20 protein-coding genes are annotated in these 16,991 nt (G+C 37.7%); 2 read left to right on the top strand and 18 right to left on the bottom strand.

Annotated features, from left to right (window positions below):
- Positions 1-26: 26 nt before the first annotated feature.
- The 4 genes from panD to AC5WOC_RS02215 form a co-directional block, all read right to left on the bottom strand.
- On the bottom strand, positions 27-410 hold the full coding sequence (panD, locus tag AC5WOC_RS02230; protein WP_496053758.1) for an aspartate 1-decarboxylase: 384 nt from the start codon (positions 408-410) through the stop codon (positions 27-29).
- Complete coding sequence (panC, locus tag AC5WOC_RS02225; RefSeq protein WP_496053757.1) at positions 355-1,269, bottom strand: pantoate--beta-alanine ligase; 915 nt, start codon at positions 1,267-1,269, stop codon at positions 355-357. The genes panD and panC overlap by 56 nt, the downstream gene beginning before the upstream one ends.
- Positions 1,256-2,110: a 3-methyl-2-oxobutanoate hydroxymethyltransferase gene (gene panB, locus AC5WOC_RS02220; RefSeq protein WP_496053756.1), complete on the bottom strand. Its 855-nt coding sequence runs from the start codon at positions 2,108-2,110 to the stop codon at positions 1,256-1,258. The genes panC and panB overlap by 14 nt, the downstream gene beginning before the upstream one ends.
- 787 nt (positions 2,111-2,897) lie before the next feature.
- A complete protein-coding gene (locus AC5WOC_RS02215; RefSeq protein WP_496053755.1) occupies positions 2,898-3,878 on the bottom strand; it encodes a hypothetical protein in 981 nt (326 codons plus the stop codon).
- Positions 3,879-4,044: 166 nt separating this feature from the next.
- On the opposite strand from AC5WOC_RS02215, the gene AC5WOC_RS02210 reads away from it, so the two are divergent.
- Positions 4,045-4,647 carry a TetR/AcrR family transcriptional regulator gene (locus AC5WOC_RS02210; RefSeq protein ID WP_496053754.1) on the top strand — a complete coding sequence of 201 codons (603 nt, stop codon included), beginning with the start codon at positions 4,045-4,047 and terminating at the stop codon, positions 4,645-4,647.
- Positions 4,648-4,789: 142 nt separating this feature from the next.
- Here the strand turns inward: AC5WOC_RS02210 and AC5WOC_RS02205 are convergent, their stop codons facing one another.
- From AC5WOC_RS02205 to AC5WOC_RS02180, 6 genes are read right to left on the bottom strand one after another with little or no spacing between them, the layout of a single operon-like run.
- On the bottom strand, positions 4,790-5,764 hold the full coding sequence (locus AC5WOC_RS02205) for a biotin--[acetyl-CoA-carboxylase] ligase (protein WP_496053753.1): 975 nt from the start codon (positions 5,762-5,764) through the stop codon (positions 4,790-4,792).
- Complete coding sequence (locus AC5WOC_RS02200) at positions 5,742-6,983, bottom strand: CCA tRNA nucleotidyltransferase (protein WP_496053752.1); 1,242 nt, start codon at positions 6,981-6,983, stop codon at positions 5,742-5,744. The genes AC5WOC_RS02205 and AC5WOC_RS02200 overlap by 23 nt, the downstream gene beginning before the upstream one ends.
- Entirely contained in the window at positions 6,976-8,106 is a 1,131-nt protein-coding gene (bshA, locus tag AC5WOC_RS02195; protein ID WP_496053751.1) for an N-acetyl-alpha-D-glucosaminyl L-malate synthase BshA, read from the bottom strand. The genes AC5WOC_RS02200 and bshA overlap by 8 nt, the downstream gene beginning before the upstream one ends.
- A gap of 13 nt (positions 8,107-8,119) precedes the next feature.
- Positions 8,120-8,818 carry a bacillithiol biosynthesis deacetylase BshB1 gene (bshB1, locus tag AC5WOC_RS02190; RefSeq protein WP_496053750.1) on the bottom strand — a complete coding sequence of 233 codons (699 nt, stop codon included), beginning with the start codon at positions 8,816-8,818 and terminating at the stop codon, positions 8,120-8,122.
- Between the two features lie 4 nt (positions 8,819-8,822).
- Positions 8,823-9,602, bottom strand: coding sequence for a 4-hydroxy-tetrahydrodipicolinate reductase (gene dapB / locus AC5WOC_RS02185; protein ID WP_496053749.1), 780 nt, complete (start codon positions 9,600-9,602; stop codon positions 8,823-8,825).
- Positions 9,603-9,617: 15 nt separating this feature from the next.
- Positions 9,618-9,932: a nucleotide pyrophosphohydrolase gene (locus AC5WOC_RS02180; protein WP_496053748.1), complete on the bottom strand. Its 315-nt coding sequence runs from the start codon at positions 9,930-9,932 to the stop codon at positions 9,618-9,620.
- Positions 9,933-10,053: 121 nt separating this feature from the next.
- Here AC5WOC_RS02180 and AC5WOC_RS02175 point away from each other — a divergent pair, with 121 nt between their 5' ends.
- Positions 10,054-10,905, top strand: coding sequence for a YitT family protein (locus tag AC5WOC_RS02175; RefSeq protein WP_496053747.1), 852 nt, complete (start codon positions 10,054-10,056; stop codon positions 10,903-10,905).
- Between the two features lie 46 nt (positions 10,906-10,951).
- Here the strand turns inward: AC5WOC_RS02175 and AC5WOC_RS02170 are convergent, their stop codons facing one another.
- From AC5WOC_RS02170 to AC5WOC_RS02135, 8 genes are all read right to left on the bottom strand, one after another.
- Positions 10,952-11,719 (bottom strand): sporulation protein YpjB, encoded by a 768-nt coding sequence (locus AC5WOC_RS02170; RefSeq protein WP_496053746.1) that lies wholly within the window; start codon positions 11,717-11,719, stop codon positions 10,952-10,954.
- A 46-nt stretch (positions 11,720-11,765) separates the two neighbouring features.
- On the bottom strand, positions 11,766-12,389 hold the full coding sequence (locus AC5WOC_RS02165) for a DUF1405 domain-containing protein (protein ID WP_496053745.1): 624 nt from the start codon (positions 12,387-12,389) through the stop codon (positions 11,766-11,768).
- A gap of 53 nt (positions 12,390-12,442) precedes the next feature.
- Positions 12,443-13,237: a c-type cytochrome gene (locus tag AC5WOC_RS02160; RefSeq protein ID WP_496053744.1), complete on the bottom strand. Its 795-nt coding sequence runs from the start codon at positions 13,235-13,237 to the stop codon at positions 12,443-12,445.
- A 24-nt stretch (positions 13,238-13,261) separates the two neighbouring features.
- Positions 13,262-13,933 (bottom strand): menaquinol-cytochrome c reductase cytochrome b subunit, encoded by a 672-nt coding sequence (gene qcrB, locus AC5WOC_RS02155; protein WP_496053743.1) that lies wholly within the window; start codon positions 13,931-13,933, stop codon positions 13,262-13,264.
- 27 nt (positions 13,934-13,960) lie between these two features.
- On the bottom strand, positions 13,961-14,452 hold the full coding sequence (locus tag AC5WOC_RS02150; RefSeq protein WP_496053742.1) for a QcrA and Rieske domain-containing protein: 492 nt from the start codon (positions 14,450-14,452) through the stop codon (positions 13,961-13,963).
- A 162-nt stretch (positions 14,453-14,614) separates the two neighbouring features.
- On the bottom strand, positions 14,615-15,040 hold the full coding sequence (locus AC5WOC_RS02145; RefSeq protein ID WP_496053741.1) for a DUF2487 family protein: 426 nt from the start codon (positions 15,038-15,040) through the stop codon (positions 14,615-14,617).
- A 56-nt stretch (positions 15,041-15,096) separates the two neighbouring features.
- Complete coding sequence (locus AC5WOC_RS02140) at positions 15,097-15,648, bottom strand: YpiB family protein (RefSeq protein ID WP_496053740.1); 552 nt, start codon at positions 15,646-15,648, stop codon at positions 15,097-15,099.
- Between the two features lie 59 nt (positions 15,649-15,707).
- Positions 15,708-16,889 carry a hypothetical protein gene (locus tag AC5WOC_RS02135; RefSeq protein WP_496053739.1) on the bottom strand — a complete coding sequence of 394 codons (1,182 nt, stop codon included), beginning with the start codon at positions 16,887-16,889 and terminating at the stop codon, positions 15,708-15,710.
- Between the last annotated feature and the right edge of the window lie 102 nt (positions 16,890-16,991).

Below are 16,991 nucleotides of genomic sequence, written 5' to 3'. Positions count from 1 at the left end.
GGACCTCCTCTTGTTTTTCTTGTCTTTTAACAAACCGTACCCGGCATCTCTTTGCCGATTAACTGTTTTATTTGATTGTGCTCATCTAAAATGGCTATCTTTGGACGAAGCGCCTTCGCCTCTTCCTCATTCATCATTCCATATCCAATGATGATAACTGTATCTCCTACATGCACTAGTCTTGCTGCTGCACCATTTAAGCAGATCACTCCACTGCCTCTTTTACCAGCAATGACATATGTCTCAAAGCGGGCACCATTGTTATTATTTACGATTTGTACTTTCTCATTCGGGAGTATATCTACTTCTTCCATTAAATCTTCATCAATGGTGATGCTGCCAACATAATGCAAATTAGCTTCTGTTACGGTAGCTTGATGCAATTTGGATTTCATCATCGTTCGAAACATCGTGGTCACCTTCTGCTGAAAATAAAATATTGTCAATTAATCTTGTTTTGCCAAAGAAAACAGCGAGAGCTACAATTATTTGTTTGTTATACAAACTAGTTGGTATAGTTAAATCTGGGTATGTTAGTGTTTCTATGTATTGTAGTTTGGCTAAGGGCTGTGTTTGTATTCTGCTTCGAACGAATTCATTTATTTCATTCGATGATTTCCATTTCTTCTCTTTCAGTCCATCTTTTACTTCTTGCAAGGATTGAGAAAGAATGATGGCCTGCTTTCTTTCTTCTTCTGATAAATAAACATTGCGCGAACTCAACGCTAGCCCGTCCTCTTCTCTCATCGTTTCGCATCCCACTACGGCTATTTGAAAAGATAAGTCTTTTGCCATTTGAGTCAGTACTGCTAGCTGTTGTGCATCCTTTTGTCCAAAATAAGCGCGATCTGGTCGGATCTGATTAAACAGTTTTGCCACAACTGTAGCTACACCGTCAAAATGACTTTCGCGATATTTGCCACATAATACATTGGAAATGTCTTCGGAAACATTCACGGTTACAAGCGGCTTGTTCGGATACATTTCTTTTTCACTCGGATGATACAATACGTGAACACCAGCTTGCCGTGCAAGGTCAAAGTCACGCTCAAGATCTCTTGGGTAACGATCTAAGTCTTCATTTGGTCCGAATTGTAGTGGATTTATAAAGATAGACATAACTACAAAATCACATTCTTCTTTTGCTTTCCGCACCAAACTCAAATGCCCTTCGTGTAGATAGCCCATTGTAGGAACCAACCCGATGATACCTTTTCGGTGTTCAAGTAATACAGCATTCAGTTCCCGTACTGTTTCAACTAGTTCCATGACCTCTTCCTCCATATAACGCTAATTTCACATCTTCTCTCAAATGTGTCACGTGATCTTCCGATGGAAACGTTTTATTTTTTACTTCCTCTACATATTGTTGCACTCCAACACGCATAGAATCCCCTACTGTTGCAAATTGTTTCACAAAAGAGGGAGACCAATCACTACCGATTGCTAGCAAATCATGAATAACCAAAACTTGTCCATCGGTATATCTTCCTGCCCCAATCCCAATAACAGGAACAGACAGTATTTTTGTAATTTCTTTTGCTAATTCTTCTGGAACGCACTCCAAAACAATAGAAAATGCTCCTGCTCCTACAATTGCCTTTGCCTCAGCAATTAATCGTTTGATCGCTGGTTCTTCTTTTCCTTGAATGACATAACCACCCAACTGATTAACCGATTGTGGTGTTAACCCTAAATGTCCCATTACGGGTACTCCAGCTTCCGTAAGTGTCTTGATTTTGTTTACGATGGACTCTCCTCCACCTTCAATCTTCACACCGTATGCTAGCCCTTCCTGCATTAATCGTCCGGAAGCTTTTAATACCTCTATGGATGACAAATGAGCTGTAAGAAATGGAAGATCAGCAATAACCATGGATTGTTTGGCAGCCCTTGTAACCGCTTTGGTATGATGTAATATATCATCCATCGTGACTGGAATAGTCGATTCATAGCCCAAAACAACCATGCCAAGCGAATCTCCCACTAATAAAATGTCAGCTCCTGCTTCCTCTGCAATTTTTGCAGTTGGATAATCATAAGCAGTTACCATTGCTATCTTTTCGCCTTGCAATTTTTTCTTTTCTAATGTTCTTCTGGTTACACCCATCCGTAAACCCTCCTAAGGCTTTTGCTCCCTTCAAGGAATAAAAAAAGCTCATCCTTAAAAAGGGGAGAGCTGGCTGGTGCATAATTAGCCGATACAAATTGGATGGATACATATATACCCTCCAGTGTTTGCTTTTGATGTGTATCGCTCCAAATATGGATGCAATCACCATGCTCTAAGGATAGAGTAGCCAAAAAACGACAAAAAAACAATAGAAAATCATTAATTATATGGGTAATTTTATCAATTAATTAAATTTGAATGCATTTCCTTTATTTCTTGATATATCTACTCCTTACATGGATTTTGCGGTTTTCGTTTATTAGATTTTTCCAAAGGCATATCAATGCTCATGATTAAATTTTACTCAACTTTAGGGATCACCGTATCATGCCCATCAAGTTAAGATTACGATTAGAGTACGCTAAACTGATCCATTAAAGGCCTTAGCGTATAAAACTGTAAAATGTTGAAGGTCATTTTAGCCTTTCCTTTATAGTAGGGGTCCCCGTATGGATCACCGTACCAAAGAAGAAAACACACGTTGAGTCATATTTTAGACACAATATAACCGACTACCTACACACTAATGTAAATAGTCGGTTGTTTGTATTACTCACTGATTTTCTATACGTGGTTCTATTATAAAAACTGTGTAGTCGTTCTCCGTCATTAGGTCTAATAGTTATTTGAGATTATCGGCAAATCTTTTTTACACATCAAAAGAAAAAGCATCACTTTTGAGAATGCTTTTATCTGACTTGCTCTTATTATTTCAAAAATGTATCTATTGCTTCCTATTAAGTCGATTGAGGCAGTCTTTAGCTTTGGAAATGCCAAACGGAAGTTGTAACTTTTGCATAAGTACAAGAGCTTTTTCATAATGACTTCTTGCCTGCATGATCTCTTTTGTGGTAGCTTGAATATCTCCAAAACTAATAAAGGAATTGGCTAACAATCTTTTTATTCCCAATTCTTCAGCAATTGTATGTGCTTCTTGAGTATGAAACAAAGCTTTTGATGTATCTCCTTTTTTTAAATAGATGTCACTAATCAAAAGATGATCTAAGGGAATATAAGGTTTAAATTTTTCTTCTTCACGGAAATTTAAAGCTTCCAATGCATAGTGGAGAGCTTGATCGAAATCACTTTTTATCAATGCTTGATATGCTAGGTGACGGGCTGGTTCAGCTTTTTCTGACAGATAATCATATTGATCAGCAATTCTCTTAGCCTCCATAAAGTTTTCTTGAGCTAGATCATATTGTTGTCTAAATTGATAGACATTCCCCAATAAAAAATGAGATACACTGATTCCTTTCGTATTTTGGGATACTTTTTGAAGATTGAGTGCTTGCTGATAATACATTAATATTTCATCCAATTTTTCGGAAGGAAAATTCCCTAATGTACTACTGTTGAAGGTAGAGAAATAATATGCCTGTCCAAGCAAGCATAAGGAATCTGCTAACCCTAGTTGATCATTTGTATCTTCAGCAATTTGTTTTGCATCAGAGATGATCGAAAACATAAGATCAGTATCTGTATTGTTAAGAAAATGATTAACAACGAGTATTTTACCGTATGCAAGTAATAGTTTAAGATGATCCTCTTGTTGTACTTCATTTTTATTTATTAGTAAAAACAATTGACAAAAAACCTGTTTCGCGTCATCAAATCTTCCCAGAGAATAGTACTCAATGGCTATATCTCTAACTGCATGAATGGCTTTTGTATATTTCTCACGAATCGATACTGATGGTTGCATATCTTTTCCCCTTTATACTTTTTATATTTTCATGTGATTTCCTATCATCTATATTAAGAATGAATAGACCAACGCTCAATAATCAGATTTGTGTTGATGTTGAATATTGAACAGTATAGAAAACTTGTTGAGAAAATTGTAATTAATAGAAAGAGGAGGATAGTTTATGGAGAATTCAAGAAGGAGAGAAGATCGACGTGTTCAACGCACTCGTCAATTGTTACAACAGTCGTTTAAGGAAGTGGTGCGTGAAAAAGGCTTTATGTCAATGAGCATCCAAGATATTACGGATCGAGCCAATGTAAATCGAGGGACTTTTTATCTCCATTTTGCAGATAAATATACATTGCTGGATAGTTTCATTCGCGGGAATTTCCAACAATTGCTAAAGGATGCACTCCCTCCCGAACCCAGATGGGATAAAATGACCTTGCATATAATTATCAAAACGGTATTAGACTGTTTTGATAATAAATACCATCATCAAAGTCCGCCCTCATTTATTCCTGCTTCACTTCTAGAGCAAGTAATCCATGAAGAATTAACTCAGTTTTTGTTTGAATTAATAAAACAGAGAATACATGATGACAAACAAGATATTATTGCTCTTGAAACAATAGTAAATATCGTGAGTTGGGCAATATTTGGGCCAGCTATTCAATGGGGGCAAAAACCGATAACGATTTCTTCAGATCAAATGAGTAATATTATTTTACAGGTAATCATGAAAGGAGTAGCCCCATTTTCTTCCGAATGGTTACCCAAATGACACTTCTAAGTTGTTTAATATTATATTTACATTGTATTTCTTCAATCAAATAATTGCGAACTTGATTATGTCACCTCCTACAACAATAAATGATATATAAAAAAACCCTTATCCATAGGATAAGGGTTTTTGTTCCTATTTATTAACTATGGATGTCCGCAGAATAAATTGTAACCAGCTCATCACCGGAACGAATCATCAGTGATCCATCTGCGCTTAAACTTTCGGCGATACCTATCACTTCTGCTTGAGGTGTTTTGGCTGTAATTTTTTTCCCAATTAAATTAGACAATGCCTCCCACTGGTTTCGAATTGGTTCAAAACCTTGCTCTAAATATAAATGATAGTAGAATTCAAGCTCTTTCATCACTTCTGCTATCAAATTCGCTCGAGAAAAATACTGGTTTCCAGCAATCGCTAAAGAAGTTGCTACTTCTTTTAAATCTGGTGGGAAATCAGCTTCTTGTTGGTTGACATTGATACCCATTCCTAAAATCATATAATCAATTTTATCTTGATCACCTTTTAGTTCGGTTAATATGCCACAAATTTTTTTCCCATGTAAAAGTAAATCATTTGGCCATTTTATTCGGATCGGGAGATTGGTTTGCTTCATTATAGCGGAACACACTCCAACAGAAGCCAATAAAGTAAGATGAGATGCTTGTTGAATGGGAATAGCAGGTCGCAAAATCAAACTCATCCAAACTCCCGTTTTTGGAGGTGAATGCCATACTCTACCCAATCTTCCTTTTCCCTCTTGTTGTTCATCTGCGATAACCAATGCTCCTTCTGGAGCACCTGCTCTAGCCCATTGATGAGCTAAAATTTGAGTAGATTTTGCAACTGGTTCATACCTGATTTTTTGACCGAAAGATTTGGTTTGCAGTTCATTTTGTATTTCTTCCGTAGCTACACGATCCGGTCGATAAACCAATCGATATCCTTTTCTTGGTTTTGCCTCGATTTCATACCCTTCATTTCTAAGTTCTTCTATATGTTTCCATATGGCTGCTCTACTCACTCCTGCCATCCTGCTTATCTCTTCTCCGGACATATAATCCGACTTATTTTCTAGCAGAACAGATAAAACCTTATGACGTAAGGCTTGCCCCATACTTCTCGCCTTCCTTTTCTAAAACCTTTAAATCATTTGGTAAATATCCCAGTACAACTTGATGAAATAAATACTGTAATGTCTCTTTTAACCAAGGGCCCGCAGGTCTTTCTAATTTCTCCAACAAATGATTTCCTTTTATCTTTAATTCAAAAAAATGGTGTATTGGCATCTCGCTCCACCATTCTAGCAAAGACACGTGTGTATTTTTTCGGTTCAGTACCTGCCATAGTTTCTCAGCTATTTCCATTTGGTGCAAACCATGTTGTACTAATAATAATTTTCCTTGTTTTTCGGATAAAGCTCCATTCCAATTTTCTACTAATTCCATGACGGCTCTTAACTCTTTTTTTTGGTTGTTAGAGAATTTGAAGATAGAAAGATTCGATTTTATGTTTGCAAAACAAACTTGTTTTCGATTATCTGTCGGACGGAAAATAAGATAGAAAAAATAAATCCATCTTTCTAATGATGTAGTTAGATAATCTAGTTGTGTCCACTCGTCTGTTGTTATCTGTATTTTAATTAATTCACGAGAAAATGGAGGTAAAAATTGGATTAAATTGGTTTCTACAAGTATTTTTAATCCTTTCGATGGGTGCTTCACTTTCCATATCTTTTCAAATTCTTGCATAATGCGTTCTACAGCCAGATATTTTGACATGTGAGCGCATTTTTGTATTGCTAGTTTTGTACTTTCTTCCATCTCAAATGAAAGTTGTGAGACAAAACGACATGCACGCAGCATGCGAAGTGCATCTTCATTAAAACGATTCTCCGAAACTCCAACTGTACGTATCAAACCATTTTGTAAGTCCTCGCGACCACCGACAAAATCAATTATTTTTCCATTATAATCCAATGCCATCGCATTAATAGTAAAATCTCTACGCTTGAGATCGTCTTCTAATCGAGATACAAAGTATACTTGATCTGGCCGGCGGTGATCTTCATATTTTGCATCCACTCGATAAGTAGTCACTTCTACAACCTCGTTATGACACAAAACACTTACGGTACCATGTTGTAAGCCTGTTGGAATGGTTCTTGGAAAGATACGCTGGATTTCATCAGGCAATGCATTTGTAGCTATATCATAATCAGCTGGAGTTTTTTCCAGTAAATAATCACGTACACAACCACCAACGAAAAAAGCCTCATATCCGGCACTCACTAGAGTTTTTAAAACTGTTAAGGCAGCATGATACTGCTCATCCATTTCCTTTTTCTCCCAACACACGCTCATACAGAGATTCGTACTGATCCACAATACGATCAGCACGAAATTCATTGTCTACTCGGTGCAAACCATTTTGTACAAATAATCGATGAGTGGGTTCATCTTTTAGAATAGCAGTGGCATACTTCGCCATTTCATCCACATCCCCCAGCTCTGCTAAATATCCAGTCTCGCCATGAACAACTACTTCTGGAATTCCACCAATTCTCGCACCAACCGTCGGAACTCCACAGGCCATTGCTTCTAATGCAACTAAACCAAAACTTTCTTTTGCTGATGGAAGCAGGAACAAATCAGCGATGGACATAAACTGTGATACATCATCTTGCCTGCCTAAAAAATTGACTTTATCGATTAAATTTAAAGAACTTACTAATTCATGAATGTTAGACCATTCTGGTCCTTGTCCAACCAAAAGAAGCCTAGCAGGCATCTCTTTTTGAATTCGGTCAAAAACATGAATAACATCTTGTGGCCTTTTTACAGCTCGGAAATTAGAAATATGTATGATTAATTTTTCATCTGGACATACATAGTTATCGCGTAAATAGCGAACATTTCTCGGATGATAAATACGTTGGTCAACAAAATTATAAATTCGTTCGATTTTTTGATCTGCACGAAATAATTGCTGTGTTTGTTTTTTTAAACTTTCGGAAACAGCAGTAACTGCATCACTTTGTTTCATCCCAAAACAAATAATATTGTGCAAGGTGGGATCTTCCCCAAGTACAGTAATATCTGTACCGTGCAATGTTGTCACCACTTTAAGATGTTCTCCTACCATCTGTTTTGCCAAATATGCAGAAACTGCATGTGGAACTGCATAATGAACATGCAATAAATCCAATTCATACAGTTTTGATACTTGTGCCATTCTACTAGCCAACGTTAAATCGTAAGGGGGATATTTAAATAAGGAATACCTACTTACCTCGACTTCATGGTAAAAAATATTTTGTTGGAAGCCTCCTAAGCGAAAAGGCATATCATAAGTTATAAAGTGAATTTCATGACCACGTTCTGCTAATAATTTTCCTAGTTCCGTTGCGATTACCCCTGATCCTCCATGGGTGGGATAGCAAGTAAAACCTATTTTCATGATGTATTTCTCCTTACAAAAGGTACTTCAGTGAAATGGGACGTGCACTCACCAAAGCTTCACCATAAGTTACTCCGATTTGTTGACCCCAAAGTCTATCTCGTCCCTCAATCATCCCAAAAAAGTTAGGCTTATTCAATGGAGTTTCTGCATTATTTTTTTCTTGTCCAAACTGACTTTTATAAGCTTTAAATGCTGCGATTTTTTGTGGATATACGGATTCAATGTCAATAATAACATCTGCTTCTGCTAAATCATTGATAAAGTAATGATATACTTTTCTCACTCGATGAATCTCCTCCTTACCTGGAGTAACGATCTTTTTAATCCCGGCATCAAAGATAGCTTCATTTACTAATCGATTACATGCAACATGATCAGGATGTCGATCTTTATAATATGGAGTGAATATAATTTTCGGTTTTAACTGACGTATTATTTGAGTAATCATTAGTATTTGTTCTCTGGTACCTCTCAATCCTCTGTCTGGAAAGCCTAGGCAATACCGAGCAGTAAGACCCAAAGCCTGACCTGCTCTTTCTGCCTCAAGCTGCCTATTTTCAACTGTACCATTGGAAGATAACTCGGCAAATGTCAGATCGCAAATCGCAGTCTTAAACCCGGCCTGTGCATGTTTTGCAAGTATCCCTCCTGCCCCAAGCTCCACATCGTCGGGATGTGCTCCAAAAGCTAAAATATCTATTCTGCTCATCTTTTTATACCTCCAAAATATTTTCTAAACCATATATTAATTCATTTGTTGTCATCACTTTTTCTACTGCGAGCTGAACACCCGGCATAAAAGATTCACGATTAAGCGAATCATGCCGAATCGTCAACAACTGTCCGGTTCCGCCAAATAAAACCTCTTGATGTGCTACCAAACCCGGCAAACGTACACTATGTATACGAAAACCATGGTATTCTGCTCCTCTAGCTCCTCCCCACATTTCAATTTCTTTCGGATGACCTTGTTTCATTTGTCTTCGACTTTCTGTTATGAGTTCCGCTGTTTTTAATGAGGTTCCTGAAGGAGCATCTAATTTCCGATCATGATGAGATTCAATAATCTCCACATGGGGTAAATATTTTGCTGCTTGAGCAGCGAATTTCATCATTAATATTGCACCAATTGCAAAGTTCGGAGCAATAATTCCACCTAATTTTGCTTGATTGTATTCTTGCCGGATCTGCTCCAATTCCTCCTCTGTAAGTCCAGTTGTACCTACAACAGGTCTCACACGATATGCGCATGCTATTTGTAAATGTTTCTTTATCATTTCAGGACTGGTAAAATCGATGATCACCTCTGTTTGATTCTCATCTAATGCTTCTTGTAAGCTAGCATAGTATTTTGCTCCAATTTGTATTTCTTGTTCTGCATGGGTACGTGAAACAGCACCAACTAGTTGAAAATGTTCTGTTCGATTGATAAGTTTAACAACCTCTTGCCCCATTTTCCCAGATGCTCCCGCCACAATGATGCGTATCGTCATGGTGTATAACTCCTTCTATTTTCTAGTCCATCTATCTTTGTCACGTGTATTGTATTTTTCCATTACCAATTCAAAAGCAGTTTCTAGCTTAATTCCCAATGAATTAGCAATACAAGTAATAATAAATAACAGATCACCCAACTCTTGTTCAATGGTATTGGCATCTTCTGTATCTTTTTTTGGTTTCTCTCCAAATTGGTGATTTATTTCCCTCGCTAATTCTCCAACCTCTTCTGTCAATCGAGCTAATGCAGAAAGCGGATGGAAATATCCTTCTTTAAATTGCCCTATATATTCATTTACTTGTTTTTGCATCTCATCTATTGTCATGAACTTAATTCCTCCTTACTCATTCATGTTAGACCAGTAATTCCTTCTGGGCAACCATATTGAATGTATTTTTGGGGAAACTATATAATAGTATGGAAACGAAATGAAAGAGGCGAAAACTTTGCAAAAAATCTTATATCATACTCGTAACCTTTTAGCCATATTTGTCGGTGGATTCATTTATTCGCTTGGGATCAATAGTTTCGCATTGGCCAATAAATTAGCGGAAGGCGGATTTACTGGGATTGCATTGATATTATATTACTATTTTAAATGGTCTCCTGGTGCAGTCGTATTCATTTTAAATATTCCTCTCCTAGTTGTCGGTTATAAAGTATTTGGAAAAAGAACGTTCTGGTATACCGTTTTTGGCATATCATCCGTATCGGTTTGCTTGGAATTGACAAAAACCTGGCAATATCCAACAGAAGACTTGTTATTAGCTGCCCTTTTTACCGGTGTACTCGTCGGAATTGGTGCAGGTATCATTTTCCGAGTAGGCGGAACTTCTGGTGGAGTAGATATTATCGCTCGATTAATGGAACGCTATTTTGGCTGGAATTTAGGGAGAACCTTTTTAATGTTTGACTTCACTGTCATTGTTATTTCAATCTACTTAATTGGCCTAGGAAAAGCAATGTATACTTTAGTTGCTGTATTTATAGGGTCAAAAGTAATCGATTATGTTGTTGAGGGAGGAAAAACTGCAAAAGCTGCCTTTATTATATCTCATTCCCCTCAACCTCTTGCAAACCTAATTACGGAAAAAATGGATCGCGGGGTGACCATGTTAAAAGGTATTGGCGGATACACTGGTCACGAAAAAGAAGTACTGTATGTAGTCGTATCCTTACATGAGCTTCCCAAACTAAAAAACATTGTACATAAAATTGATCCGCATGCTTTTATTGTTGTGAATGATGCCAGAGAAGTTCATGGTGAAGGTTTCTCATTTGAACGCTCATCCATATAAATAAGAACAAGATAAACTCTCTAAGCAGAGTCTATCTTGTTCCTGCTTAAATCATTGACTGGTATCTTTTCCGCCAAGATACATAGGTTAAGATACCAATAATAATAACACTGACAACAAACAAAAAAGTAGATATAGGTACCTTTCCATATGGATTGGTAACTGCTAAAACATCTTGTTCGGAGCCATAAAATAGTGGGTATAATAATCTTCTTAATTGATTCAAAGCAACCAATTGATGATCTTTATCGGTGTCTCTATCTAAAAAAAGAAACAACGAATCTACCTTTTGTACCGTTATCGGGCTTTTAGCCACCACGAGAGCTGGACGTAAAATAACATAGTGATTATGCAGAATATTAATTTCTTCACGAATATCATGCTTCTTGCCAATATCTGTTATCATTTTCACAACTTGTTTATTTAAAGTAGGATAGTAGGTTTTCCACATGGGTTGGTAAGATTGACCAACTGCATCAAAAGCGAGTAATAATCTTTTTGCATAAAAATTCAATTCTTCTGGATTCGGTGTTATCCGATTTAATCGACCCTCTAAATCAATAATTACAGACGACAATGCCTGAATTGCTTGTACACTTAATTGTTTTTCAGCGAAATTGGAATGTGAAAATTGATTAGCCAGCTCATCTAACTTCTGTCTAGCTTCGACGTATCTTCCTGTGTCTATTTCTTTCGCAATTAAGCTTGCGGATGCCACCCATTGTCCTCTATCTGACAGAATCAATTCTTGCTCAGCCTGTACTATATTAGGATAAAAGAAAAGACATAGTAGAATCAAGAAGAAAATTCGCATCAATGCCATCACCTTTTTTCGGTCTCATTGATACAAATTTATGCAACTATAACTCGAAAATAGAAGTTTTCTTCTTTCTTTTTTCTAAAAAAAGTAAAAATAGCACAATCGTTGTAAGGCTCAACAATAAAGTGAACCAGCCTACAAGATGATCATAAACCTCTAACTCCGCTGTGAGCCAAGGATGAATATCCAATCCATAATCGAGTGCATCATTTAATAATGTCCATGCAGACGCAATGATTACATCACGATATCGATAAACAAAAAAAGGTGCGTATAACAATGCCTGTAGAGCCATTCCTAGATGGGAGAACATCAGCATACAATGTTCCCAAGTCAAGGATTGCATAAATCCGACTGGGGAAAGAGCTGCACCCCACAAGATCATTACAACTGCCCATATTCCATATTTAAATAGGGTGATAGCCGCAAATGCTTCTAATAATCCATTTTGTTTTCGGGTCAAATAGAGTAACAGCACACCTGTAAAAAATAAACTCGCGGTGGGACTATCTGGTACAAAAATGACCAACTTCCAATTCGTTTGCTGCATTTGATTCCAGTACCAGTAATAACCATAGATCGTACCTAATAAGTTAATCAGAAACAATATCCATAAAAACCATCGTTGTTTTCTCCAACTTAAAAATAATTGTATTGCGTACATGCTATCCTCCTTGATCAGAAAGAAACCCCGGAAAACTCCGGGGTTTTGGGAAATTACTTTTGTTTCTGTTTCATTAACCAATCAACTAGGATTTTTTGTTGTTCAGGAGAACCTTGAAACATACCTGCTGGCATAACGCCACCTTTTCCTTCGTTGATATATTCGTTAATCTGTTCAGCAGTCCGTCGATTACCTACTCCCAAAAGAGGAGGTCCGTTTTTACCTTGAAGTTGATCTCCATGGCAACGGATACATGCATTTTCTTGGTAAAGTTTATGCCCTTCAGCATTGATATCCACTATTTTTTTATCAACTGTGGGACTACCAACAGCTGATTCTAATTGTGTTTCATGCTCTGCTTCTGCTGCCCATGTCAAAGCCACGATAGAAATAATCGCCACAATCATCAGTCCAACTGTAACTGGACGCTTTGCTGGGCGTCTTTCTTTGCTACGATCTAACCAAGGAGCCAAGATAAGGGAAGTAAACAAAATACCTGGTAATACGAGTGTACCAATGACAACAAAAGGTCCAGATGCCCATTTGTATTTTAGCAATTGATACATGAACAAGAAATACCAATCTGGGACTGGTAAAAATCCAGTATTTGTTGGATCAGCAATATCACCTAAAGGCGGTTCTTCTGCCATGACCAAAGTCATAAATCCAACTAAAAAAACAGCTGCTACCATCCACTCTTTTAATAAAAAGTCGGGGAAAAACGCTTCCGATTTGCTTGGAAACTCTGTATAATCCGGTGGATACATTTTTTTCCGGTTAGCACGTACGCGAGAGTCTCCGACATAGTGGACTTGTTCTTTCTGGTTTCCATCTTGATTATGTGCCAAGTGGATTCCCTCCTCTCACGCGATTTATAGTGGTCCGGAAATTCCTTGACGACGAATAAGAATAAAGTGTGCTCCAAGTAGTGCGAGTAGTGCTGCAGGGAAGAAAAACACATGGAGAGCGAAGAATCGAGCAATTGTTTGCGCGCCTACAATGTCTCCACCTTGCAAGAAGGTTGCAATATAAGGTCCAAGATATGGGACAGATGCTGCAATTTGCACCCCTACTTTTGTTGCAAAGTAAGCTTTGTTATCCCAAGGCAACAAATACCCAGTAAAACCTAGACCTAACATAACAAAAAAGATCAACATACCCACAACCCAGTTAAATTCGCGTGGATGTTTATAAGAACCAGTAAAAAACACCCGTAAGGTATGTAAAAATAACATAACAATCGCAACACTGGCTCCCCAGTGATGCATTCCTCGTACGATCGCACCCATTGCTACTTCGTTTTGCAAAAACTTAACACTAGCATGTGCATTGATAATATCAGGAACGTAATACAAGGCGAGGAACATTCCAGATAGGATCTGGATGACAACAACAAAAAAGGTAAGTCCTCCAAAACAATAAATAAACGCTGAAAAATGATGTGCTGGATTCACGTGTTCTGGAACCTCATGATCAGCTACATCACGCCAGAGAGGGGTAATATCTAACCTTTCGTCTACCCAATCATATATGGCGCGTATCATAGGCACGGCACCTCCAATCAAAGAACATTATGTCACATTCAATGGCCCAATCAATAACTTTCCATTCGCTTCTTTTGTTTCATAACGATCAAGCGGCTTCGGTGGCGGTGTACCAGGTATGTTGGTACCATCTTTGGTATAACGACCGAAGTGGCAAGGACAGAAAAAATTATTTGGATATTGAGGGTTTGCTTCCCAAGAAACTGTACATCCAAGGTGTTTACAGACTGGGGAAAGAGCAATAATCTTACCTTTGTCACGTAAAACCCATGCAGTTAGCACCTCATCAAAAGCGTACCAACCATCTTTTTTGTGTACTTTGAATTGAACAGACTTTGGTTTATCTGTTACTTCTGAAAGTGGTAAATTTACATCGACAAAATTACCACCTTCGCCCTTTTTCAGAGCAGGATCAACAGCAAAACGAACCATAGGAAACAGCATTCCAGCACCTAGGAAGCCTGCCGTACTGCCTAATGTGTACGTTAAAAACTGTCGACGGGAAATTTTCTTGCTCACGACACGTCCGACCTCCCTCTATGACAACATCACCGTCCAACGGACTGGAACCTTACTTTACAGGACATGAGAATACTTTACTAGGACATATCCATGATAGCTAAACGATAAAACAAAAGTCAAGAATCCGAGAAAATGAATTTCAAACTATCTACTTTTCTGCTACACAGATTGCCAAATTGTAAGAACTTTTTCATACAATCGTTCTAGTTCTGCCTCCATATCCACATCTTTTTTTACAAATAGGACATGTATCATCGATGTATCCAAGTCTTTTATTACCCCATCCTCCTCTAGTATGACCAAGAAGGTATAGTGAAAACCACTATGTACCAATTCTTTGTTTAAATCACAAATCATATTCTCCAAAAGTGAATTATTCTTGCCAATCATGTTATACGCAGGAAGTAATAAAACACGTCCTACTAATCTTTTTTCCAATTCTTCTGTTATGTACTCAATTTTACTCGCTTCTTCTAATTGAAGGTGTTTCTCTTTCATTCGATAATGATAAACAGGAAGTAGTAACGTATCTAAATATGGCGCAATCGTTGACCAGTTTGCTTCTTTTTGTTCTAATAATCGCATGTAGTCTCTTCCTCCAAACAACAAGGAAGCCCAGCTATAGCTGAGCTACCTGTTATCTACTTATTGCTCTCGTTAAGCAGTTGTTTCCATTCTTCACTGAGTTTTAAAAAAGTCTCTTTATCTTGTTTTATAAGAGATTCATCTATTTTAGCGTACAATTGCTTTTTTTGGAACCGGTGTACCGCTTGATCGAGAAGCAATTCCGCAAACAGACTAAGCAATTGGTCCTGCACCAAATCTTGTCTTTCCATGGGATTACCCTCCAATACGGCGGCAAATTTCGGACAAGAAGATCTGTCCTGAAAATACAGCCCAATATATATCTCTTCATCCGGGAAAAGTTGCAGATCATAAAATACAGATTCAACATCTGTACCAACACGTTCTTTTCGAGAAAACTGAAAAGATGGCATATCTGAACATTTTGTTGAAATAATGATTGACTTTGGCAATGACGACACATGCTCCACAAAATGAACTCTTGCGAGTAGCTCTTCTTTTGAAGATAAATAACTGAGTAACCAAGCTACTTCTCGTCTACGAAGTTCATGATGCCCTAAAAACCAATGAATAAATTCCTTTTTCTCAGAAACGGTTACGGTGTTCAAGTCCCACCCTCCCCAGAAGATTGTCACCGGTAGTATTTATCTATTCGACAAATAGAGCACTAATCCCTACCTTTTACAAACGCAATATCGATGACTTTCTCTTGGAAAGCGGATACATCAGAAAAGATCTTTGCTCCAATGGAAGTGAGTTTGAGGTATTGTTCACCAGTACTCTCTTCACCAATTTGGAGTATCCCTAAATGACCAAGCATTTTGAGTAACTTCGCAAAGAGAGTTTCTTCCGTTTCGTAGTAAAAAGAATGCAGCCAAGGAGAGACAATTTCTTTGACGACATAAACAGGGAACCAACCAAAATGACCAAGCGATCCTATCCATTTTAGAATAATCGCCAGATTTGGGATTGGACGCTTATACAATCGAATCCAGAACCGATAAAGTTCTAAAATCATATCGGTATCCGTTATATTCCCAAAATCTTGTTCGATGAAACGTAAATATCCATCAAAATCTTCTTGGATATAATTTTTATAAAATGCGAAATCATACAATAATGAGAATCGATCAGGATAAAGATGATAACTTCTGCCGAATCCAAATCTAGGTAGTTTGCCGCTTAGTAACGCTTCTGGAACATAAAACGTGTCCATCATTTGTTTTAGCTGGTTGCGGTAAATTCCCCCGCTATCTGTCATACGAACGAGTTGTTTCTTGATGTAGCCGAAAAAACAAAATAAATCGCGAATGATCTGTTGTTCTTCATCTCGATAATAGCGCGGAGGCCGAATCATCACTTCATCTTGATATGGCTCAATGAAACAGCATATCACTTGTTTGCGGGTATCTGAGGGCACGTGATAGAGATAATTAGTTTGATGCGAGTATCCTTGAAATAACCATCCTCTTTTTACTGCTTGTACAAGTAGAGTACGAGGTTCCCCTTCTTCTTTGCAAAGAGCCGCTCTGCCTTTCGCCAGTAATTCTTCCACTGTAAAGGAAGGAGTAGTATCAAATACAAGCAGCTGCAAAAAACGATGTTCCGCATCAGTCAATGTTTCTATTTGCTGTTGGTAATTTTTTTTATTCACTAGCTTGGGCAATAAAGAGCGAATTAAATCATACTTGGAATGAGTAGCAAAATCTTCGCCGTGGTATGTACGATTCAATTGCCGTAATTGTTCCATACTTGTATAGGTCAACCATTCTGCGATCCGCACAAAAAACTCCCCTTCCGTACAGGAAACATAGCTCCAGTTTGGACGAAAAGAGGCGAAAATAGACAAAAAAAGAACCGCCTATTCGAAAGCGGTTACATTTATTATGGAAAGGAATAGAGAGAAACCATACTGTAAGAATAGTATAGATTGATTATTGACAAAGATCAA

The sequence above is a fragment of the Shimazuella sp. NTD247 genome (genome assembly GCF_059510415.1).
This window is presented reverse-complemented; position numbering and strand designations above follow the sequence as displayed.